Raw genomic sequence first — 19,466 nt, 5'->3', positions numbered from 1 at the left:
ACTGTGACAGTGGGACTGTCACAATAGCGCGCATGGGTCCACTCCGGGGCGTGAAGGTGGTCGAGCTGGCCGGGCTCGGTCCGGCGCCGTTCGCGTGCATGATGCTTGCCGAGCTCGGCGCCGAGGTGCTGCGGATCGATCGCCCGGGCGGTGGGGCGTCGATGGGTCCGCCGGAGCTGGATCTGGTCAACCGGGGCCGTCGCAGCGCGGCCCTGGATCTGAAGCAGCCGGCCGCGGTCGACGTCGTACGGCGGCTGGTCGCGCAGGCCGACGTACTGGTCGAAGGGTTCCGGCCCGGGGTGGCCGAGCGGCTCGGGCTTGGGCCGGCGGACTGTCACGCGATCAATCCGCGGCTGGTGTACGGGCGGATGACCGGGTGGGGGCAGGACGGCCCGCTCGCGCAGACCGCGGGGCACGACATCGACTACCTCGCGCTGTCCGGCGCGCTGCATCTGATCGGCCGCGCCGGCGGGCCGCCGCAGGTTCCGGCGAACCTGCTCGGCGACTTCGCGGGCGGATCGTTGTACCTCGTGATCGGCGTACTCGCCGCACTGAACGAGGCGCAGCGCAGCGGGCAGGGACAGGTCGTGGACGCCGCGATCGTGGACGGATCGGCGCACCTGACCACGATGCTGCTCGGTGCGCTCGCCGCCGGATCGTGGCGGCAGGAGCGCGGAACGAACCTGCTCGACACCGGGGCGCCGTTCTATGACGTGTACGAGACCGCCGACGGGAAGCACGTCGCGGTCGGGGCGCTCGAGCCGCAGTTCTACGCCGAGCTGATCGACAAACTCGGTCTGGACGCGCCCGACCGCAACGATCCTTCGCAGTGGCCCGAGCTGCGGAAGGTACTGACCGAGACGTTCCGGCAGCGCACGCAGGCGGAATGGACGGAGCTGTTCGACGGCTCGGACGCCTGCGTCGCGCCGGTGCTGCCGCTGGCCGGCGACCATCCGCACCTTGTTGCCCGAGGCATCTTTGTGGACCACCACGGCGTCCGGCAGGCGGCCCCCGCGCCGCGCTTCGACCGTACGCCGACCAGCCTGGACCGACCGCCCGCGCGGCCGGGGGAGCACACCCGGGAAGCCTTGGCCGACTGGGGAATCACCGACATCGACGACCTGCTGAAGTCCGGCGCGGCCGTGCAGAACTGAGAGAGGAACCGCCCGTGGAACGTCAGCTGTTCGACGCCGATCACGATGCCTTCCGGGAGACCGTCCGGTCGTTCTGCGACAAGGAGATCGTCCCGCACCACGACAGCTGGGAGGACGCCGGGATCGTCCCGCGCGAGCTCTGGACCGCGGCCGGCGAGGCGGGCCTGCTCGGCTTCATGATGCCGGAGCAGTACGGCGGCGGCGGCGCGCGGGACTTCCGGTTCAACACCGTGCTGATCGAAGAGCTGACCCGGGTCCGCGCGAGCGGGGTCGGCTTCACCATCCACACCGACATCAATTCGGCGTACCTGCTGGACTACGCGACCGACGAGCAGAAGGCGCGCTGGCTGCCCGCGTTCTGTTCGGGGGAGACGATCACCGCGATCGCGATGACCGAGCCCGGCGCGGGCAGCGACCTGCAGGGCATCCAGACCACCGCGCGACGCGACGGCGACCACTACGTGCTGAACGGGCAGAAGACGTTCATCTCGAACGGGATCCTCGCCGACCTGGTGATCGTGGTGGCGAAGACCGACCCGGAGGCCGGTGCGCAGGGGATCTCGCTGATCGTGGTCGAGCGCGGGATGCCCGGGTTCGAGCGCGGCCGGAACCTGGACAAGATCGGGCTCAAGGCGCAGGACACCGCGGAGCTGTTCTTCGACGACGTCCGGGTCCCCGTGGACAACCTGCTCGGCGAGGAGGGCAAGGGCTTCGTCTACTTGATGGAGAAACTGCCCCAGGAGCGGTTGACGATCGCGGTGGTCGCGGCCGCGGCCTGCGAGAACATCCTCGACGACACGCTGCGGTACGTGAAGGACCGCAAGGCGTTCGGCCGGCCGATCGGGTCGTTCCAGAACAGCCGTTTCGTGCTCGCGGAGCTCGCCACCGAGACCCAGATCGCCCGGGTCTTCGTCGACCGCTGCATCGAGGAGCTGAACGCCGGCACGCTGACCGTCGCCGAGGCCGCGATGGCCAAGTGGTGGACCACCGAACTGCAGAAGAAGGTCGTCGACCGGTGCCTGCAACTGCACGGCGGCTACGGCTTCATGACCGAGTACCCGATCGCCAAGGCCTACCTGGACACCCGCATCCAGACCATCTACGGCGGCACCACCGAAATCATGAAGGAAATCATCGGCCGCACGATGGGCATCTAGATGCAGGAAACCGTCGCCTGGTGCGCACGCGGGTGGCGCCTTTGCGACGGTTCCTGCGCCTGGTGACCCGTCAGGCGGTGCAAGCGCCTGTTGTGGGATATCACGGTGTTTGTCGTGCCCAACCCCTCCCAGCGGCGCGACACACCTTGACGCCGGGGTCCTGGGCGTTCCCGAACAGGCCCGAAAAGCCTACCTCCGTACGGCGGCCGGGCACCACGGCTGGAGACAACTACAGTGGCGACTATTAAGGCGACCGGACGAGCGTCAGGCCGCCCTGGACGACATCGTTGGCGACATCGGTCAGGCGGCGGCTGTTCGACCGGGCGTACGAACGCATCAAGGCGAACGCCTCGTCGACGTCGACGTGCAGGCTGTGGCTGAGGAATCCCTTCGCCTGCTCGATCAGGATGCGGCTGTTCAGAGCGGTCTGTAGTTGCTCGGTGACGATCTCCTGGCGGACCAGCGCACGTTGGTGGACGATGCCGATCGTGGCCGCGTCGGCCAGCGCCTGCCCCAGGGTGATGGTGTCGGCATCCAGTTCCCCGGTGGTCCTGCTGAACAGGTTGACCGCCCCGAGGACGGCATCGCGCAAGCGCATCGGCAGCGCTTGCACCGAGAGGTATCCGCCGCTGACAGCGGCTTCGGCGAAGAGCGGCCAGCGCCCGCGGGCCTTCCGCAGGTCCGGATGCTGCACCGGGCGGCCGGTGGTGAACGCGTCGAAGCACGGGCCCTGGAGGGCCTGCAGCTGGGTCAGCTCGACCAGCCGTGCCTGTTCGGTGGAGGCCGCGACCAGGTTCAGCGCGCCGTGATGGTCGGCGAGCAGAATCCCGCAGGCCGACACGCCCAGAAGCTCGCTGCAGTGGGCGGCGAGCCGATCCAGGAACTCGATGACGTCGAAGTCGTCGACGAGCGTGTCCGACAGCTCGATGAACACTTCGCGCACTCTACGGTCGGATGCACTCATCGCTCCTCCTCCTGTTCTTTCTCGTCCTTCTCGTCCTGTTCGGGGTCTGCCGGCTCCGGCTCTTGCGGTGGATGGCCGTCGCGGTCCAGCTGGAGACGATCGGACATCACGTCGACGGCGACCGTGTACAACGACTGTCCATTGCTGTAGGCGTGGGCGCGCAGCCGGATCAGCGCGTCCGTGACACTGATGCGCTGCTGCGACGCGAGCCGGCCCGCGGCTTGGTGGACCTCGGCCCGGCGAGCGGTGAAGGCCGCCGCGATCACCTCGTCGAGGTCCGCGCTGATGCCCTGGCGACTGTCCAGGGCGAGCACGAACAGGGCGTCGGCGAACACCAACGCCTCCTCCAGTTGCTCGCGCCGCAGCGGTCCCGGCTCTCGCCGGTAAACGGTCAGTACGCCGACCTTCGCGGCTCCGGCGGCGACCGGGAACGCGAAGACGCCGCGGACACCCCGTTCGCCACCAGCCGCAGCGAACGCCGGCCACCGTCGGCCGGCTGCGACACCGGAAAGGTCCGGCTCGAGTACCGGCGCGCTGGAGGCGCCGGCCTCACCGCTCGGCCCCTCACCGAGCTCGAACTGCAGCTCGTCCAGCTCGCGGATCTCCGGGCCGGTGGCCAGCACCGGCTCGAGCAGCCCTCCGTCGCGCGCCATCGCGAGCCCGGCGCCGGCCGCGGAGAGTGCCTGCGCACAGGCCGACACCGCGTGCACCAACGACGGGGTCGAGCCGTCGGCAACGGCTCTGATCTCCGCCCACACCCTTGCGCTGCGGTTGTGATCCACCCAATCCGTCCAGACTCGAGCCGCCACCGGTCGGATGGCCCACCCTAGCGGCCGGATCACCGAAATGTTGTTCATAGCGCGCGCGTCACCAGCAGTCTCTTCGCTGCTCCATTTTAGTCCCGACGGCCCTTCTGGTGTGTGGGCGAGCCGTGATTGACTGCGTTCAGCAGCCGAGGGAGGTCGAGATGGGCATCGTGTCGCCGGGGTTCACAGGTCGGCGCGGGGGTGGGACGGATCTGCCGCCGGGGCAGTACCTGACGCACGAGTTTCCGGTGCTGTCGGCGGGACCGACGCCGCACATCCGCACCGATCACTGGGAGTTCACGGTCACCACGGAGACCGGCGAGCAGTACAAGTGGGACTGGGCGGCGCTGACGGCGCTGCCGGCCGAGGAGATCACCAAGGACATCCACTGTGTGACCCGGTGGTCCAAGCTGCAGACGACCTGGAAGGGCGTCTCGCTCGACACGCTGCTCGCGGATGTCGAGACCGGCGCGGACTTCGCGATGGCGACCAGCTACGGCGGTTACACGACGAACGTGCCACTCGAGGACCTGCTCGACGGGCAGTCCTGGATCGCCTACGAGTACGACGGTGAGCCGCTGCATCCCGAGCACGGCGGACCCGCGCGGCTGCTCGTTCCGCACCTGTACTTCTGGAAGAGCGCGAAATGGGTCCGCGGCCTCGTGCTGTCCGACACCGAGGACCTCGGCTTCTGGGAGACGGCCGGCTATCACGAGTACGGAGACCCATGGAAAGAACAGCGATACGCCGGCGACTGATGTGGCAGGTCGCCACGGTGGCCGACGTACGGCGGGAGACCGGGACGGCTCGCACGATCGTGCTCGACGTACCGGACTGGCCGGGGCATCTCGCCGGGCAGCATCTCGACGTACGGCTGACCGCGGAGGACGGGTACCGGGCGTCGCGGTCGTACTCGATCGCGTCGGCCTGGACAGCATCGTCCTCGAACACGATCGAGCTGACCGTCGAGCAGGTGCCTGACGGCGAGGTGTCGCCGTACCTCGTCGAGGTGCTGAAGGCCGGCGATCCGTTGGAGATCCGCGGGCCGGTCGGCGGGTGGTTCGTGTGGAAGCCCGAGCAGGAAGGGCCCGTGCAGCTGATCGGCGGGGGATCGGGGGTCGTTCCGCTGCGGGCGATGCTGCAGGCGCATGCGGTCGCTGGTACGACGCCCGCGCGGTTGCTGTACTCCGTGCGACGCCCGGAGTCGGTGATCTACGTGAGCGATCTGAAGGAGCTGGCCGCGTCGGACGATGTCGACGTACGGCTCGTGTACACGCGGGAGGCGCCGGCCGGGGAGCCTCGGGTCGGGCGGATCGACGCGGAGCTGATCGAGCAGTACGCGTTCAAGCCCGAGGACGGCGCGACGACGTACGTGTGCGGACCGACGCCGTTCGTGGAGACGGTGGCGGACCTGCTGGTCGCGGCCGGCCACGACCCGGCCCGCGTCAGAACTGAACGTTTCGGCCCGACAGGAGGATCTCGATGAGTGAAGCAACCTACCTCGACGGCAATGCGGCGGCGGGGGCGTTGAGTGCGGTGTTCGCGGTCGATGTCACGGCCGCGATCGGCCGGTGCGACGGCTGCGGCCAGACCGGCGTCTTCGCCAAGGCTCGGCTGTACGTCGATGCGCCCGGCCTGGTCGCCCGCTGCCAGAACTGCGACAACGTCCTGCTCCGGGTCGTCACCACGCCCAACGACACCGTCCTGGACCTGAGAGGCCTCACGTACCTGCGCGTCCCCAACTCGTAACCCCGCCTGTCGGTGGGGTGGGTTAGCGCGGCTTGTGCTGGGTGCGGCGGATGGTGTCGCGCTGGGTCTCGCCCACGGCTCGTTCGTAGGCGAGGACCAGGCCCTGGATCGTGACGGGTTTGAAGCGTTCGACGAGCTGCTGGATGTGCTCCGGCGGACCGCCCGAGTCGCGGTAGTGCGGCCAGACCTTGGTGCGGAACACCTCGGTCAGCTCCTCGGCGAGCGCGCGGCCGTGCTCGGTGAAGATCCGGCCGGCGTCCAGTACCGCCTCGACCGGGAGATCCAGGTCGAGCAGTTCGACGCCGAGACTCAGATGCGCGGTCGCGACCTGGAACACGTCCTCGTCCGGCGTCGGCTCGACCACCCCGAGCGCCACGAGCATCTCGATGTCGTCGTCGGTCAGCTCCCGGCCGGTACGCCGTACCAGTGCTGCTCGATCAAGCGTTTCAGGGAGATCGCGCATCCACGGCGTCAGCAGCGTCCGGTGCAGCGCGATGTCCTGCGGTGTCGCGTCGGTGGGGATCCGGTCCAGGTACCCCTCGATCGCCTGCAGCGTGAACCCGTGCGCCTGCAGCTCCCGCACCAGATCGAGCCGCGCGATGTGCTCCGGCCCGTAGTACCCGACCCGCCCGCGCCGGATCGGCGGCGGAATCAGCCCCCGACCCGCGTAGAACCGCAACGTGCGAACCGTCATCCCGACGCGCGTGGACAGTTCGTCCACGGTCAGTGTTGCGTCCCCCGAGACCTCCGACATGGCGGAGATCATAACGGCCCGCACTTGACCATCGTGACAGCGTTGCTGTCACAATCGAGTCCATGACCAGCGAAGCCTTTCTGTACGACGCGATTCGGACACCGCGCGGCAAGGGCAAGCCCACCGGAGCACTGCACGAGGTCAAGCCGATCCAGCTGATCACCGGACTGCTGCAGGAGCTGCGAACCCGGTATCCCGATCTGGATCCGGCCGCCATCGACGACGTGGTGCTCGGCGTGGTGACGCCGATCGGCGACCAGGGCATGGACATCGCGCGCACCGCCGTACTGATGGCCGGCTATCCCGAGACGACCGGCGGCGTGCAGCTGAACCGCTTCTGCGCCTCGGGTCTCGAGGCCGTCAACCAGGCGGCGCAGCGGGTCCGGTCCGGATGGGAGGACTTCATCCTGGCCGGCGGCGTCGAGTCGATGTCGCGCGTGAAGATGGGGTCCGACGGCGGCGCCTGGGCGATGGACCCGGAGACCGCGCTCGAGACCGGCTTCATCCCGCAGGGCATCAGCGCGGACCTGATCGCGACGATCGACGGCTTCTCCCGCACCGACGTCGACGCGTACGCCGCGGAGTCGCACGCGCGGGCCGCGAAGGCGTGGGCCAACGGGTACTTCGCGCGTTCCGTCGTACCGGTCGTGGATCGGAACGGGCTGCGGATCCTCGACCACGACCAGCTCGTCCGGCCTGGGACGTCCGTCGAGACCCTCGCCGGGCTGCCGTTGTCGTTCGAGGCGATCGGGGAGCACGGCGGGTTCGACTCGGTCGCGCTGGAGAAGTACGTGACCGTCGAGCGGATCTCGCATGTGCACCACGCGGGCAACTCGTCCGGCATCGTCGACGGTGCCGCGCTGGTTGCTGTCGGCAACGAGAAGGCCGGGGAGGCACTCGGTCAGGCGCCCCGCGGCCGCGTGGTCTCTGTCGGTGTCAGCGGTGCGGACCCGACCATCATGCTGACCGGCCCGGCACCGGCCGCCCGGAAGGCCTTGGCGCGCGCCGGTCTGGACGTGAGCGATATCGACCTGTTCGAGATGAACGAGGCGTTCGCGGCCGCGGTCATGCACTTCATGAAGGATCTCGGCGTACCGCACGAGAAGGTGAACGTGAACGGCGGCGCGATCGCCCTCGGTCACCCGCTCGGCGCCACCGGCGCGATGCTGATCGGAACCCTGCTGGACGAGCTGGAGCGCCGCGAGCTCCGGTACGGACTGGCCACCCTGTGCGTCGGCGGCGGTATGGGAGTCGCAACCATCATCGAAAGGCTCTCCGCATGATCGAGTGGAAGAACGACGCCGGAGTCGTCACGCTGACGATGAACGACCCCGACGCCTCGGCGAACACGATGAACGACGCGTACGTCGCCGCGATGGGCCGGACCGTCGAGCGCCTGACCGCAGAGAAAGCCCTGATCAAGGGCGTGATCGTGACGTCGGCGAAGTCGACGTTCTTCGCCGGCGGCAACCTGCAGCAGCTGTCGCAGATCCAGCCGTCGGACGCAGCGCAGGTCTTCGAGACGATCGAGGAGGTCAAGCGGCAGCTGCGGGCGTTGGAGACCCTAGGTGTGCCGGTTGTTGCCGCGATCAACGGATCCGCGCTCGGCGGCGGCCTCGAGATCGCGCTCGCCTGCCACCACCGGATCGTTGCCGATGACAACCGGATCGAGCTCGGCGTCCCCGAGGTGACGCTCGGGCTGCTGCCCGGCGGCGGGGGAGTGACCCGCACGGTCCGGATGCTCGGGCTCCAGGACGCGCTGATGAAGGTGCTGCTGCAGGGCCAGCGGATGAAGCCCGCACACGCACTGTCGGTCGGCATCGTCGACGAGGTGGTGCCGGCCGCGGACCTGCTCGACGCAGCCCGCCGGTGGATCGCGTCGTACGACGGCGACGCCAAGCAGCCCTGGGACCGCGACGGGTACAAGATCCCCGGCGGTACGCCGTCCTCGCCGAAGCTGGCTGCTTTCCTGCCCGCGTTCCCGGCGAACCTGCGCAAGCAGCTCAAGGGCGCGCCGTACCCGGCGCCGCGGGCGATCATGAGCGCCGCGGTCGAGGGCAGCCAGGTCGACTTCGAGACCGCCTCGCGGATCGAGTCGCGGTACTTCGTGTCGCTGGCGACCGGTCAGATCGCGAAGAACATGATCCAGGCGTTCTTCTTCGACCTGCAGTCGATCAATGCAGGCGGGTCGCGGCCCTCCGGCGTACCTGCCTTTCGGGCGCGGAAGGTCGGGGTGCTCGGCGCCGGGATGATGGGCGCCGGAATCGCGTATGTGTGCGCGAAGGCCGGGATCGACGTTGTGCTCAAAGATGTTTCGTTGGAGGCGGCTGCGCGCGGTAAGGAGTACTCTGAGAAGCTGCTCGCGAAGCAGGTCGCGAAAAGCCGGTCGACTGCTGCCGATGCGGAGGCATTCCTGAGCCGGATCACCCCGACCGGGGACCCGAACGATCTGGCCGGGTGCGATCTGGTGATCGAGGCCGTCTTCGAGGACGGCGGGCTGAAGCAGAAGGTGTTCGCGGAGATCGCCGACGTGGTCGAGCCCGACGCGCTGCTCTGCTCGAACACCTCCACCCTGCCGATCACCACGCTCGCCGACGGCATCGACCGGCCGGACGACTTCATCGGCATGCATTTCTTCTCGCCGGTCGACCGGATGCCGCTGGTCGAGCTGATCGTGGGGGAGAAGACGTCGGACCGGGCGATCGCGCAGGCGTACGACGTCGTACGGCAGATCAAGAAGACGCCGATCGTGGTCAACGACAGCCGCGGGTTCTTCACGTCGCGGGTGTTCGGCACGCTCGTGATGGAAGGCGCCGCGATGGTCGCCGAGGGTGTCGACCCGGTAATGATCGAACGCGCCGCGACGCAGGCCGGGTTCCCGGCGCCGCCGCTGGCGATGCTGGACGAGGTGACGCTGACGCTGCCGCAGAAGATCCGGGACGCCGCGCGGGCGGCCGGTGACAGCGCGGGCGCGTTCGACGACCACCCTGGGATGGCGGTGACCGATCGGCTCGTCAACGAGTTCGACCGGCGCGGCAAGGCGGCCGGCGCGGGGTTCTACGACTACCCGGCCGACGGGCCGAAGCGGTTGTGGCCCGGGTTGCGGGAGCATTTCGCTGGTGATTCCGACGTCCCACTCGTCGATCTGCAGGAGCGTCTGCTCTTCGCGATGTCCCTGGAAACGATCAAGTGCCGCGACGAGGGCGTGCTGCGCTCGGTGCCGGACGCCAACATCGGTTCGATCTTCGGGATCGGGTTCCCGCCGCTGTACGGCGGCGCGTTGCAGTACGTGAACGCCTACGGGTCGGCCGCGTTCGCGGAGCGTGCGCGTCAGCTGGCAGCGGCGTACGGCGCCCGCTTCGAGCCGCCCGCACTGCTTCTTGCGAAGGCATCGGCCGGCGAGACCTTCGGCTGATCACGAGTCGATACCAACTACACACGTTCAAACAAATAGCAGCGCGCCCGGTCTTGCGCCGGGCGCGCTTTTGAGACATTGTGCTGGCACTTCTACAACGATTGACCTGTAGTAGCGTGTGCCAACAATCAGAGATGCTTAACACAGTTAAGTAACTCGGAACCGTGCGTCGTACCCCTGCGGCGTTCCCTCTCGGGAAGGTGGAATTCATGCCTGCTCATGTTCCGAACGCCGGTCTCACCCGGCGGGATCTGCTCAAGCGGACCGGTGGGCTGGCCGCCCTCGCCGCATTCACCGCGGCCTGTGGTGGCAACACCGGCCGACCGTCCACCGGCAGTGGAGGCGGCGGCGCGAAGGTCAACCTGTCGCAGTGGTACCACCAGTACGGCGAAACCGGCACGCAGCAGGCGGCGCTGAAGTACGCCAAGGCCTACCCCGACGCGAACGTCGCCGTCCAGTGGACGCCAGGTGACTACGGCGCCAAGCTCTCCTCCGGACTCCTGTCCAGCAAGGGCCCGGACGTGTTCGAGAGCCAGTTCAACATCGGCATGGTGAAGAGCAACCAGGTCGTACCGCTCGACGACATCATGGCCGACGTCAAGGACGACTTCCTGCCCGGCGACCTCGCCACGAACACCATCGACGGCAAGATCTACGGCGTCCGGATGATCATCGACCCGCAGGTCATCTACTACCGCAAGTCGTTGCTCGACAAGGCCGGCATCAAGCCGCCCGAGACCGTCGACGACCTGATCGCCGCGGCCAAGGAACTCACGACGAACAAGGTCAAGGGCATCTTCGTCGGCAACGACGGCGGCAACGCCATGGGCGGACCGGCGCTGTGGTCGTCCGGCGGCAGCTACCTGACCGACGACAACAAGCCCGGCTTCACCGGCGACCGGGCCGCGAAGGCGTTCGGCAAACTGCACGAGCTCTACGCGAGCAAGAGCGTCCTGCTCGGCGCGCCGACGGACTGGTGGGATCCGACCGCGATCAACCAGGGCCTGGTCGCGATGCAGTGGATCGGCATGTGGGCGGTGCCGGGCATGCAGAAGGCGCTCGGCGACGACATCGGCGTGATCCCGTTCCCGAAGCTTGACGCCGAAGGCAAGCCGGCCGTGTACTCCGGCGGCTGGACGCAGTTCGTGTCCTCCAAGAGCGCCAACGTCGACGCGGCGAAGAAGTTCGTCAAGTGGCTCTGGATCGACAAGTCGGAGTACCAGGAGGACTGGTCGCTGAGCTACGGCTTCCACATCCCGCCGCGCAAGAGCCTCGCGGCGAAGGCCTCGAAGCTGCAGAGCGGCGTCGCGGCCGACACGGTGAAGCTCAACCAGGACTACGGGCACACCGACAACCCCGCGTGGACCCCGAAGATGGGTACGGCGTTCACCGATCTGCTCACCAACTGCATCAAGAAGGGAGCTGACCCAGCTGCCGAGATCACCAAGGCCGAGAAGACCGTGAACACCGAGCTGTCGCGGTTGTTCGGATGAGCGCTCCGGCCAAGACCTCCGAGGTCCCCGCTACAGCTGGTGAGCGGCGGGGCCCGCGGCGGCGGCAGAAGGGCATCGCCGGGAACGCCCTGTGGTTCTGGGTGTTCGTCGGGCCGTTCGTGGTCGGCCTGCTGATCTTCTCGTACCTGCCGATCATCTGGAGCCTGGTCCTCAGCTTCTTCGAGGCGTACAACACAGCCACACCGTCGAAGTTCGTCGGGCTGCGCAACTACGTCGACATGCTCACCGACCACAACTTCCTGTCCAGCCTGGGCACGTTCACGATCTTCGCGGTGTTCATCGTGCCGCTGACGTTCGTGCTCTCGCTCGCGCTGGCGTTGCTGGTCAACCAGGTGAAGATCGCGCGGGCGTTCTTCCGGTCGGTGTTCTTCCTGCCGACCGCGTGCTCGTACGTCGTCGCGTCGCTGATCTGGAAGCTGTCGATCTTCAACGGCGTCCGGTTCGGCCTCGCGAACACGGTGCTCGGCTGGTTCGGGATCGAGAACATCGCCTGGCTGTCGACCGTGGATCCGCCCTGGTACTGGATCCCGCTGGTGACGGTCCGGCTGTGGCTCCAGCTCGGGTTCTACATGATCCTGTTCATCGCGGGGTTGCAGCGGATCTCGCCGACGTTGTACGAGGCGGCGTACGTCGACGGGGCGAAACCCGGATGGCAGGTCTTCCGGTACATCACGCTGCCGCAGCTGCGGGCGACGTCGGTCGCCGTACTGATCCTGAACCTGATCGCGGCGTACCAGGCGTTCGACGAGTTCTACAACCTGGTCGGCAACGTCAACTACGCGCGGCCGCCGCTGGTCTACCTGTACAGCATCTCGCTCGGCTCGATCCAGGACCTCGGGCACGGATCGGCCGGCGCGCTGATCCTCGCGGTCATCATCATGATCGTGACGCTGCTGCAGAGTCGGCTCTTCGGCTTCGGAAAGGCGGGCGACTGATGGCTGTCTCCGAACGTACGACGGGAACTCCGCAGCCGATCGGCTTCAGCCGGAGCACCCTGGGCCGGGTCGGCCTGGTGCTGCGCTGGGTCGCGCTGCTCATCGCGCTGGTGCTGTTCCTGATCCCGTTCTACCTGATCCTGCGCAACGCGCTGTCCACCGAATCGGACATCACCGCGCCGTCGTGGACGTTGTTCCCGTCGCATCTGCAGTGGAGCAACATCACTGAACTGTTCGACGACACGACAGTGCCGATGGCGCGGGCGCTGTACAACTCCGCCGTCGTCGCGATCCTCGGCACCGGCGGACAGTTGCTGCTGGCATCGATGGCGGGCTACGGGCTGGCGCGCATTCCCTATCGGCACGCGGACAAGATCTTCTACGCGATCGTCGCGACGCTGATGATCCCGGGCGCGGTCACGTTCATCCCGTCCTTCATCGTCGTGTCGTCGCTTGGGTGGGTGTCCTCGCTGCGCGGACTGATCATTCCGACGCTGTTCAGTGGGTTCGCGGCGTTCCTTTTCCGGCAGTATTTCCTCGGATTTCCGCGGGAGCTCGAGGAGGCGGCCCGGGTCGACGGCGCCGGGTACTTCGGGGTGTTCTGGCGAATCGTCGTACCGAACTCCCTGCCGTTCTTCGCGGCCCTCGCGGCAATCACCTTCATCGGCAACTGGAACTCGTTCCTGTGGCCCTTGGTGATCGGCCAGGACTCCTCGTCCTGGACCATCCAGGTCGCCATGTCCACCTTCATCACCGCCCAAACCATCAACATCCACGAACTCTTCATGGCCGTAGCAGTCTCGATCCTCCCCTTGGTCCTGATCTTCGCCTTCCTCCAGCGCTACCTAATCCAAGGCGTAACCCAATCCGGCATCAAAGACTGACCCAACCCAAGGCTCCCCGCCCCCACCTCGGCCGGTGAGACAGACCGGACGCCCCTGCGCGACGACTGCTTGTCGGCCACCTGCGGGGTGCGCGGACTGTTGCGTTGGGCGGATGTAGCTGGCGGTGGTGAGGTCGACTCGTTGGGCGGCGGTCTTTCCGGAACATAATCGTCAGCTGGTGGCAATTATGTTCCGGAAACCCGCTGCCTTCGTGCGGGTGACGGGTGCGAACTTGCTGGGCGCCCTGCTGCGGCGCGCGGACTGTTGCGGTGGGTACCGCGGTCGGCGGGGCGGTCCCAACCGTCGGGGAGCCCACCCGGCTTCCCGACGCCACCTCGGGTGGTGAGGCAGATCGGACGCCGCTGCGCGGCGGCTGTTTGTTGGCCGCCTGCGGCGGTGCGCGGGCTGTTGCGTCGGGCGGATCTAGCTTGCGGGGTCAGGCCGGCTCGTTGGGCGGTCTTTCCGGAACATAATCGTCAGCTGGTGGCAATTATGTTCCGGAAACCCGCTGGCCTCATGCGGGTTGGTCAGACGAGCAGAGAACCCACCATCCGAAGGGTTAACCCCGGGCTGGTGGGGTGGGCCTCTACGGGTGTGTGTCCGTTATCCCGATGACCTCGTCGAGGCGGTCGAGGGCGGCCTGCAGGTCGTCGACCTTGGCCTGGATGCGGTCGCGCTCGGCGCGCAGCATGGCTCGTTGCTCGGAGTCGGTGTGTCCGGAGTCCCAGCACGGCAGGAGCTCCGCGATCCTCTGGCTGGTCAGGCCGGCGGCGTACATCTGCTGGAAGAAGCGCACCAGAGTGATGGCGTCCTGCCGGTAGAGGCGCTGGCCCGACGGGCTGCGTTCCGCTGTGAGCAGCCCCTGCTGCTCGTAGTAGCGCACGGCGCGGACCGAGACGCCGGCGCCCCGTGCCACCTCGCCGATGCGGAGGACCCGCTCGGCAGACGTCTCCGTGACGGTCATGGTGACTCCCTTCACACCGGGTCCGGACGTCCAGCACTTGCCCCTGACGTCAGCGTCAGGTTCTAGCGTACCGGACATGGACATCAACAACTCAGTTGCCCTTGTCACCGGAGCCAACCGCGGCCTGGGACGCGCCTTCGCCCAGCGTCTTCTCGATCGGGGCGCGCGCAAGGTCTACGCCACGGCTCGCCGTCCCGAGAGCGTGGACCTGCCCGGCGTGGAGGTGCTGGCCCTCGACGTCACCGACCCTGTGTCCGTGCAGACAGCGGCCGCTGCGGCCCCCGACGTCTCGCTGCTTGTCAACAACGCGGGCATCCAGACGGGGACCGACCTCGTGACCGGTTCATTGGACGCGGTCCGGCTCGAGTTGGAGACCAATATGCTCGGCCCACTGGGGCTGATCCGGGAATTCGCGCCGACACTCGCCAGGAGCGGCGGGGGTGCGATCGTGAACGTCCTCTCGGCGATGTCGTGGTTCGGGATCGGGGGCGTCCACGCCTACCACCTGAGCAAGGGCGCGGCGTGGGCCATGACCAACAGCGTCCGCCTGGAGCTCGCCGAGCAGGGGACCCTCGTGACGGCCGTCCACCTGGGCCTGGCCGACACGGACATGGCGGCCGGCTGGCCCGTGGACAAGATCGCCCCGTCGGACCTGGCCGACGCCGCGCTCGACGGCGTCGAGGCGGGCTCCGCCGAGGTCCTCGCCGACCGGTGGAGCCGGGACATCAAGTCCCGGCTGTCGCTGACGCCGGAAGAGTTCAACGCCGCGATGGATCGCGCCCTGGCGACCCTGACGACGGCCTGAGCCCATCCCCGCGAGCTCAGCGCACCGGCTTTCCGGAACAAAACCGTCAGCTGGCGGCGATTATGTTCCGGAAAGCCGGTGTGCCCAGAAGAGCGTGTGCCCACCGGACCCTTCGGGGACAAAGGATTCGTCGTCGATAACCAGGCCAGCGCCGGCCAGCCAACTGCGGTACGTCGCCGCATCGCTGTGGCTCCACCACATCGGAGCGCCGCCGTCGAGCCAGTTGTCCTCGGTGCCGGTCCAGGCGGTGTGGCCCGTCGTACAGAGGAAGCAACCACCGGGCCGGAGCCACGCAGCGATCCGCGCGAGGAGTTGCGGCTGTTCGTCCAGCGGCAGGTGGATCAGCGCGTAGAGCGAGACGACGGCGTCGAACGATCCGGCGGGGAAGTCGAGCGACATCGCGTCGGCGTTGATGAATTCGGCCCGCGGTACGAGTTCACGCGCGCGGCTGATCTGGACCTCGCTGATGTCTACGCCGACCACGTGATGTCCCGCGGCGCTGAGTGCGCGTGCCACGGGTACGCCGCTGCCGCAGCCGATGTCGAGGATCCGGCTCAGTGGGGCGAGGCGCGTGAGTAGGTTTTCGATCCAGGGCTGGTACTTCGTGTCGGCGCCGGTTGCGTTGTCGTAGCGGCGCGAGAGTTTGTCGTAGCCGCGGCGTACGAGCTGCTTCGGGTTCTCCACGTCACGGACGGTAGTGCGTTCAGCCGAGCGCGGCGAGTCGGTTTTGGCGGGTGGCGCGGTGGGTCCCGCTGCGCGAGGAGTAGTCGCGCCGATCGGGGAACCTTCTCGGGAGTCGCCGCGTCAGCGGAGAAGATGCCATCCGCACCAGGCACAGTTCGCGCCTGGCCCCCCGAGTGTGGAGCTCCCCATGACCGACCGCCCGGCCGAGCCGGATCCTCGCCCCGCCGCACCTCAATCACCTGCGTCGAGTTATGGGCAACAGCCCACCTTCGGCAATGCCCCATCAGGTGCCGCCCAGCCCCCATGGCAGACCACCGCCTATCCACAACAGCCCCCTCCACCCGCAGGCTCCGGGTACCCGCAGCACCTTTGGCCAGAGCACGCGCAGCAGCCTGTTGCCGCAATGCCGTCCGGAGTCCGTCGGCCGATGGGCTCGGGCGTGCCGAGTGTCCTCGCGCTGCTGTTCGGGATGGCCGGGCTGGTCGCGCCGTTCCTGCCGTTCTCGAACCTCATCGACCGGTTCCCGGTCCGCCAGTACCTGGCCTTCCCGTTCGCCCTACCGGCACTGGCCCTGGCGATCGCAGGGCTCGCCGGCAACCGCCGCGGAAAGCCTGCGGCAGCGATCGGCCTGATCCTCGCCGTTCTCGCCGTGGGCGTCGGCGCGATCATGGTCTACAACTACGACTTCCGAAGCTGACTGCTCAGGCTCCGCCGAGCGGCCCCGAGACGGTCAGCCTGTGCCCTTCGGGCAGGACGAGAGTGAAGGTACGGCGGTACCAGGGCCTGTCCTGCGGCGGTGTGGAGGCGACGCCTGCGGCGTGAGCGGCGTCGTACAGCGGATCCACGAGTACGCCGACCTCGACGGCGACCGTGGCGGGGAGATGTCGCCCGTCGCGCGCCGTACTTCGAGGCCGACAACATCGCGTGCAGTGCGCCGAGATCCCGGTCGAGATCGAGCGCCAGGAGATCGAGTCGGGCTGTCTTCAAAGGTGCTTCTCGAAATCAAGTCAGGCGGTGGCGTGTTTTCTGTCTACGGTCGAGGCTATGCGGATTGTTACGCGCGAGCAGGCCATCGCCTACCGGCTGCACGTCAACAACCTGGTCGAGAGACTGCCGAGCGGGTCGCAGGAAGAGGCGGCGTACGTCGGGTTGCAGGACACTGCGCCGCGGGACGCGTTGCTCGGATTGCATGCTCGGATGGCGGGATGCTCGCCGGCGGACTGGGAGCACCCGGCGCTGATCCAGACGTACAGTCCGCGCGCGGCGGTGTATGTGTTGCCGGCGCGGGACTTCGGGGTGTTCACACTCGGCCGGAAGCCGCTGGATTCGCGGCGGATCGACGTACTCGCGGAAAACGTGTGCCGGACGTTGGGCGGTGAGGAGCGGCGCGGAGCCGGGATGTCGCCGGCCGATGCGCTTGTGGTGTGGGACCAGGTGGCTCACGAGCTGGTCGAGGTGGACTTCGACGGCGTACCCGGTTGGGTACTTCGGGACGACGCGGACCGTTTGTGGTCGGCGGACGCGCCGCGCGGGGTGCGGTTGCTGGCTGCGCCGGATCTGCGGTTGTTCGGTCGCGATCGAGACGGCCGGTTCATAGCGCCCGGTCTGCGGGCCCTGACCGCGGCGGCCGATTCGTTCCACCCGAACGGGTTGCTGGTCGACGGCCGGATCGTCGGTGCCTGGGGACGGAAAGGCGGCCGCGTCGACGTGGTGCTGTCGGAGGGGCTCAGCCGGGAGCAGTACGACGATTTGTGCGCGGAGGTGACGAGCCTGCCGGTGCGGGATCCGCGGCTGTCAGTCCGGTGAGCTGTCGGTCCGGCTGAGCTGTCAGTCCGGTGAGTCGAGCGGCTTGCGGTCGCTGCGGAAGGTCGCGCGCAGAGCATCGACGTCGACCTCGGGCAGGTGGCGTTCGACGAGGTCGAAGGTTTCCTCGATGAGGTCGTGGAGGGTCTGGGCGCCTTCGGGGGCGGGCCGGTCGAAGACGGCGCGGAGGCGGGCGGCGAGGGACGGCGGCGCCAGTGGGAGCCCGAGCGCGTCGAGGCGCTTGAAGGCCAGGACGTGACCGCTGTACCGGCCGTTGAGCGCATAAAGCACGTTGAGCAGCTGGTTGACCATGCGCACGAACTCGCGGGCGACCAGAAGCGGGTTGTCGCGCTCGAAGAACATCTGCCAGCGCCAGAACTTCTCGATGTTCCCGTTGTGCCGTACGACGGCGAGCGCCAGGTCACGCGGATACGTCGCCACGCGCTCCTGCCAGCGTGCAACGACCTCCGCTCGCGGCCCGATCACCTCGCGGCCGTCGATGATCCCCTGCGCCAGCTGCATGACCTGCCCATCGGGATTGCCGGCGAGCAACTCGTCCAAGGCGCGATCGACCATCTGCGTCAGCGTGTGCGCGACCTCGACCATCAGCCCGTCCAGCCGCGGCGCGCCCAGGTACAGGTGGTCGTCCCAGGGCGGCCCGTCGACGTTCACCAACCGAACGTCAGCAGCGACCGCGAGTCGCTCATCGGGCGTAGGCGGCCGGAACCAGAACACGCCGACCTCGACATCCGACCAACGATCCGCGTCCCCGCGAGCGGTCGACCCACCCAGCATCACGGCGTCGACGCCCTCTACAGCGGCGTACCAGTCGAGAACGGGCCGTACCGTCTGCCGTCGCCAGCGCGCCGCCTCGGTCACCATCGCTGCAGTAGATCACGGCGGATGGGCAACAATCGGCACATGCCAGTTCCCACCTGCCCCTGCGGACAAGACCTCCCGTACGCCGCGTGCTGCGGCCGCCTGCACCGCGGCGAGGCGACGGCCACTACGGCGGAGCAGTTGATGCGGTCCAGGTACGCCGCCTTCGCGATGCACGATGCGGCGTACCTGCGCCAGACCTGGTCCCTCGGCACCCGCCCGGCCCATATCGACTTCACCCCAGGCCAGAAATGGACCGGCCTGGAGATCGTCAACACCACCGGCGGCAGCCCCTTCCACACCGAAGGCACCGTCGAGTTCCACGCCCACTACACCCGAAACGGCCACCCAGGCACCCAATCCGAAAACAGCACCTTCACCCGCGAAGCAGGCGAATGGGTGTACGTCGCGGCGCTGTGAGGACTACTCCGGGATTTGGTAAGTCGGGGTGAGGATTGCTCGGGCGAGGGTGTGGAAGGCTAGGTTGAAGCCGACTACTGCGGGGGTGGCTTCCGCGTCGACGTCCAGGGCTTCTACGTCGATGGCGTGGACGACGAAGTAGTAGCGGTGGATCTGGTCGCCTGCGGGTGGGGCGGCGCCGCCGAAGGACTTGGTGCCGAAGTCGTTGCGGACGTGGAAGGCGCCGTTGTCGAGGCGTTCGCCTGCGCCGGCGCCGGTGGGGAGTTCGGTGACGGTGGCCGGGAGGTTGACCAGGACCCAGTGCCAGAAGCCGGAGACGATCGGGGCGTCCGGGTCGAAGCAGGTCACGACGAAGGCCTTGGTCTCCGCCGGGAACCCGGACCAGCTGAGCTGCGGCGACGTGTTGCCGCCGGCGAACGCGTGGTCGTCCGGCAACGGCTTGCCGTCGGCGACGTCGGTGCTGGTGACGGTGAACGAACCGGCCTCCGGGAGGAGTTTGTACGGGTCCGGTGCGACGGGACGATCGAGCGACATCTTGTAGGCCCTCCGAGTCTCGCGGCGTGCTGATGGAAGTGTGGT

The 19,466-nt window shown here is 68.0% G+C and carries 22 protein-coding genes; 14 read left to right on the top strand and 8 right to left on the bottom strand.

Going from position 1 to position 19,466, the window contains the following annotated elements; translation table 11 throughout:
- Positions 1–32: 32 nt before the first annotated feature.
- Together ACWF0M_RS10535 and ACWF0M_RS10530 are read left to right on the top strand one after the other, a co-directional pair.
- Positions 33–1,154 carry a CaiB/BaiF CoA transferase family protein gene (locus ACWF0M_RS10535; protein ID WP_452235357.1) on the top strand — a complete coding sequence of 374 codons (1,122 nt, stop codon included), beginning with the start codon at positions 33–35 and terminating at the stop codon, positions 1,152–1,154.
- A 14-nt stretch (positions 1,155–1,168) separates the two neighbouring features.
- A complete protein-coding gene (locus ACWF0M_RS10530; protein ID WP_452235356.1) occupies positions 1,169–2,311 on the top strand; it encodes an acyl-CoA dehydrogenase family protein in 1,143 nt (380 codons plus the stop codon).
- Positions 2,312–2,555: 244 nt separating this feature from the next.
- On the opposite strand, the gene ACWF0M_RS10525 is transcribed toward ACWF0M_RS10530, so the two are convergent.
- The gene (locus ACWF0M_RS10525; protein ID WP_452235355.1) at positions 2,556–3,275 is read right to left on the bottom strand and encodes an ANTAR domain-containing protein; all 720 of its coding nucleotides are present in this window, start codon (positions 3,273–3,275) and stop codon (positions 2,556–2,558) included.
- Positions 3,272–4,057, bottom strand: a complete 786-nt coding sequence (locus tag ACWF0M_RS10520) for a hypothetical protein (RefSeq protein WP_452235354.1) — start codon at positions 4,055–4,057, stop codon at positions 3,272–3,274. Before ACWF0M_RS10520 ends, ACWF0M_RS10525 begins: the two co-directional genes overlap by 4 nt.
- Positions 4,058–4,242: 185 nt before the next feature.
- On the opposite strand from ACWF0M_RS10520, the gene ACWF0M_RS10515 reads away from it, so the two are divergent.
- The 3 genes from ACWF0M_RS10515 to ACWF0M_RS10505 are packed head-to-tail and all read left to right on the top strand — an operon-like array spanning position 4,243 to position 5,830.
- A complete protein-coding gene (locus ACWF0M_RS10515; RefSeq protein ID WP_452235353.1) occupies positions 4,243–4,839 on the top strand; it encodes a sulfite oxidase-like oxidoreductase in 597 nt (198 codons plus the stop codon).
- Positions 4,809–5,567, top strand: a complete 759-nt coding sequence (locus ACWF0M_RS10510; protein ID WP_452235352.1) for a ferredoxin reductase — start codon at positions 4,809–4,811, stop codon at positions 5,565–5,567. Before ACWF0M_RS10515 ends, ACWF0M_RS10510 begins: the two co-directional genes overlap by 31 nt.
- Positions 5,564–5,830, top strand: coding sequence for a DUF6510 family protein (locus ACWF0M_RS10505; RefSeq protein ID WP_452235351.1), 267 nt, complete (start codon positions 5,564–5,566; stop codon positions 5,828–5,830). The genes ACWF0M_RS10510 and ACWF0M_RS10505 overlap by 4 nt, the downstream gene beginning before the upstream one ends.
- A gap of 22 nt (positions 5,831–5,852) precedes the next feature.
- On the opposite strand, the gene ACWF0M_RS10500 is transcribed toward ACWF0M_RS10505, so the two are convergent.
- Positions 5,853–6,584 carry a MerR family transcriptional regulator gene (locus tag ACWF0M_RS10500; protein WP_452235350.1) on the bottom strand — a complete coding sequence of 244 codons (732 nt, stop codon included), beginning with the start codon at positions 6,582–6,584 and terminating at the stop codon, positions 5,853–5,855.
- A gap of 62 nt (positions 6,585–6,646) precedes the next feature.
- On the opposite strand from ACWF0M_RS10500, the gene ACWF0M_RS10495 reads away from it, so the two are divergent.
- The 5 genes from ACWF0M_RS10495 to ACWF0M_RS10475 all read left to right on the top strand — a co-directional run bounded on the left by ACWF0M_RS10495 (position 6,647) and on the right by ACWF0M_RS10475 (position 13,332).
- Positions 6,647–7,867 carry an acetyl-CoA C-acetyltransferase gene (locus tag ACWF0M_RS10495; protein WP_452235349.1) on the top strand — a complete coding sequence of 407 codons (1,221 nt, stop codon included), beginning with the start codon at positions 6,647–6,649 and terminating at the stop codon, positions 7,865–7,867.
- Positions 7,864–9,999, top strand: a complete 2,136-nt coding sequence (locus ACWF0M_RS10490; protein WP_452235348.1) for a 3-hydroxyacyl-CoA dehydrogenase NAD-binding domain-containing protein — start codon at positions 7,864–7,866, stop codon at positions 9,997–9,999. Before ACWF0M_RS10495 ends, ACWF0M_RS10490 begins: the two co-directional genes overlap by 4 nt.
- A 209-nt stretch (positions 10,000–10,208) precedes the next feature.
- Complete coding sequence (locus ACWF0M_RS10485; RefSeq protein WP_452235347.1) at positions 10,209–11,492, top strand: ABC transporter substrate-binding protein; 1,284 nt, start codon at positions 10,209–10,211, stop codon at positions 11,490–11,492.
- A complete protein-coding gene (locus ACWF0M_RS10480; protein ID WP_452235346.1) occupies positions 11,489–12,448 on the top strand; it encodes a carbohydrate ABC transporter permease in 960 nt (319 codons plus the stop codon). Before ACWF0M_RS10485 ends, ACWF0M_RS10480 begins: the two co-directional genes overlap by 4 nt.
- Complete coding sequence (locus tag ACWF0M_RS10475; protein WP_452235345.1) at positions 12,448–13,332, top strand: carbohydrate ABC transporter permease; 885 nt, start codon at positions 12,448–12,450, stop codon at positions 13,330–13,332. Before ACWF0M_RS10480 ends, ACWF0M_RS10475 begins: the two co-directional genes overlap by 1 nt.
- A gap of 586 nt (positions 13,333–13,918) precedes the next feature.
- On the opposite strand, the gene ACWF0M_RS10470 is transcribed toward ACWF0M_RS10475, so the two are convergent.
- Positions 13,919–14,296, bottom strand: coding sequence for a MerR family transcriptional regulator (locus ACWF0M_RS10470; protein WP_452235344.1), 378 nt, complete (start codon positions 14,294–14,296; stop codon positions 13,919–13,921).
- A 76-nt stretch (positions 14,297–14,372) separates the two neighbouring features.
- Here ACWF0M_RS10470 and ACWF0M_RS10465 point away from each other — a divergent pair, with 76 nt between their 5' ends.
- Entirely contained in the window at positions 14,373–15,101 is a 729-nt protein-coding gene (locus ACWF0M_RS10465) for an SDR family oxidoreductase (RefSeq protein WP_452235343.1), read from the top strand.
- A gap of 60 nt (positions 15,102–15,161) precedes the next feature.
- Here ACWF0M_RS10465 and ACWF0M_RS10460 read toward each other — a convergent pair whose 3' ends face one another.
- Positions 15,162–15,785 (bottom strand): class I SAM-dependent methyltransferase, encoded by a 624-nt coding sequence (locus ACWF0M_RS10460; RefSeq protein ID WP_452235342.1) that lies wholly within the window; start codon positions 15,783–15,785, stop codon positions 15,162–15,164.
- Between the two features lie 439 nt (positions 15,786–16,224).
- Here ACWF0M_RS10460 and ACWF0M_RS10455 point away from each other — a divergent pair, with 439 nt between their 5' ends.
- Positions 16,225–16,482 (top strand): hypothetical protein, encoded by a 258-nt coding sequence (locus tag ACWF0M_RS10455; RefSeq protein ID WP_452235341.1) that lies wholly within the window; start codon positions 16,225–16,227, stop codon positions 16,480–16,482.
- A 4-nt stretch (positions 16,483–16,486) separates the two neighbouring features.
- Here ACWF0M_RS10455 and ACWF0M_RS10450 read toward each other — a convergent pair whose 3' ends face one another.
- The gene (locus ACWF0M_RS10450) at positions 16,487–16,630 is read right to left on the bottom strand and encodes a hypothetical protein (protein ID WP_452235340.1); all 144 of its coding nucleotides are present in this window, start codon (positions 16,628–16,630) and stop codon (positions 16,487–16,489) included.
- Between the two features lie 199 nt (positions 16,631–16,829).
- Between ACWF0M_RS10450 and ACWF0M_RS10445 the strand changes: the two genes are divergently transcribed.
- Entirely contained in the window at positions 16,830–17,591 is a 762-nt protein-coding gene (locus tag ACWF0M_RS10445; protein WP_452235339.1) for a DNA glycosylase AlkZ-like family protein, read from the top strand.
- Between the two features lie 21 nt (positions 17,592–17,612).
- Here the strand turns inward: ACWF0M_RS10445 and ACWF0M_RS10440 are convergent, their stop codons facing one another.
- The gene (locus tag ACWF0M_RS10440) at positions 17,613–18,470 is read right to left on the bottom strand and encodes a hypothetical protein (protein ID WP_452235338.1); all 858 of its coding nucleotides are present in this window, start codon (positions 18,468–18,470) and stop codon (positions 17,613–17,615) included.
- A 39-nt stretch (positions 18,471–18,509) separates the two neighbouring features.
- Between ACWF0M_RS10440 and ACWF0M_RS10435 the strand changes: the two genes are divergently transcribed.
- Entirely contained in the window at positions 18,510–18,887 is a 378-nt protein-coding gene (locus tag ACWF0M_RS10435; protein ID WP_452235337.1) for a YchJ family protein, read from the top strand.
- Positions 18,888–18,890: 3 nt separating this feature from the next.
- Here the strand turns inward: ACWF0M_RS10435 and ACWF0M_RS10430 are convergent, their stop codons facing one another.
- Positions 18,891–19,421 (bottom strand): YbhB/YbcL family Raf kinase inhibitor-like protein, encoded by a 531-nt coding sequence (locus tag ACWF0M_RS10430; protein ID WP_452235336.1) that lies wholly within the window; start codon positions 19,419–19,421, stop codon positions 18,891–18,893.
- Between the last annotated feature and the right edge of the window lie 45 nt (positions 19,422–19,466).

It is taken from the genome of Kribbella sp. NPDC055110, from assembly GCF_053607525.1.
Note: the sequence above shows the minus strand (reverse complement) of the source record. Positions and strands in the feature narration are given on the sequence as shown.

Coding starts and splice junctions, on each gene's coding strand:
- ACWF0M_RS10535 (WP_452235357.1), top strand. CDS start 33: ATGGGTCCACTCCGGGGCGTGAAGGTGGTCGAGCTGGCCGGGCTCGGT.
- ACWF0M_RS10525 (WP_452235355.1), bottom strand. CDS start 3,275: ATGAGTGCATCCGACCGTAGAGTGCGCGAAGTGTTCATCGAGCTGTCG.
- ACWF0M_RS10515 (WP_452235353.1), top strand. CDS start 4,243: ATGGGCATCGTGTCGCCGGGGTTCACAGGTCGGCGCGGGGGTGGGACG.
- ACWF0M_RS10510 (WP_452235352.1), top strand. CDS start 4,809: ATGGAAAGAACAGCGATACGCCGGCGACTGATGTGGCAGGTCGCCACG.
- ACWF0M_RS10505 (WP_452235351.1), top strand. CDS start 5,564: ATGAGTGAAGCAACCTACCTCGACGGCAATGCGGCGGCGGGGGCGTTG.
- ACWF0M_RS10500 (WP_452235350.1), bottom strand. CDS start 6,584: ATGTCGGAGGTCTCGGGGGACGCAACACTGACCGTGGACGAACTGTCC.
- ACWF0M_RS10495 (WP_452235349.1), top strand. CDS start 6,647: ATGACCAGCGAAGCCTTTCTGTACGACGCGATTCGGACACCGCGCGGC.
- ACWF0M_RS10490 (WP_452235348.1), top strand. CDS start 7,864: ATGATCGAGTGGAAGAACGACGCCGGAGTCGTCACGCTGACGATGAAC.
- ACWF0M_RS10485 (WP_452235347.1), top strand. CDS start 10,209: ATGCCTGCTCATGTTCCGAACGCCGGTCTCACCCGGCGGGATCTGCTC.
- ACWF0M_RS10480 (WP_452235346.1), top strand. CDS start 11,489: ATGAGCGCTCCGGCCAAGACCTCCGAGGTCCCCGCTACAGCTGGTGAG.
- ACWF0M_RS10475 (WP_452235345.1), top strand. CDS start 12,448: ATGGCTGTCTCCGAACGTACGACGGGAACTCCGCAGCCGATCGGCTTC.
- ACWF0M_RS10470 (WP_452235344.1), bottom strand. CDS start 14,296: ATGACCGTCACGGAGACGTCTGCCGAGCGGGTCCTCCGCATCGGCGAG.
- ACWF0M_RS10465 (WP_452235343.1), top strand. CDS start 14,373: ATGGACATCAACAACTCAGTTGCCCTTGTCACCGGAGCCAACCGCGGC.
- ACWF0M_RS10445 (WP_452235339.1), top strand. CDS start 16,830: ATGCGGATTGTTACGCGCGAGCAGGCCATCGCCTACCGGCTGCACGTC.
- ACWF0M_RS10440 (WP_452235338.1), bottom strand. CDS start 18,470: ATGGTGACCGAGGCGGCGCGCTGGCGACGGCAGACGGTACGGCCCGTT.
- ACWF0M_RS10435 (WP_452235337.1), top strand. CDS start 18,510: ATGCCAGTTCCCACCTGCCCCTGCGGACAAGACCTCCCGTACGCCGCG.
- ACWF0M_RS10430 (WP_452235336.1), bottom strand. CDS start 19,421: ATGTCGCTCGATCGTCCCGTCGCACCGGACCCGTACAAACTCCTCCCG.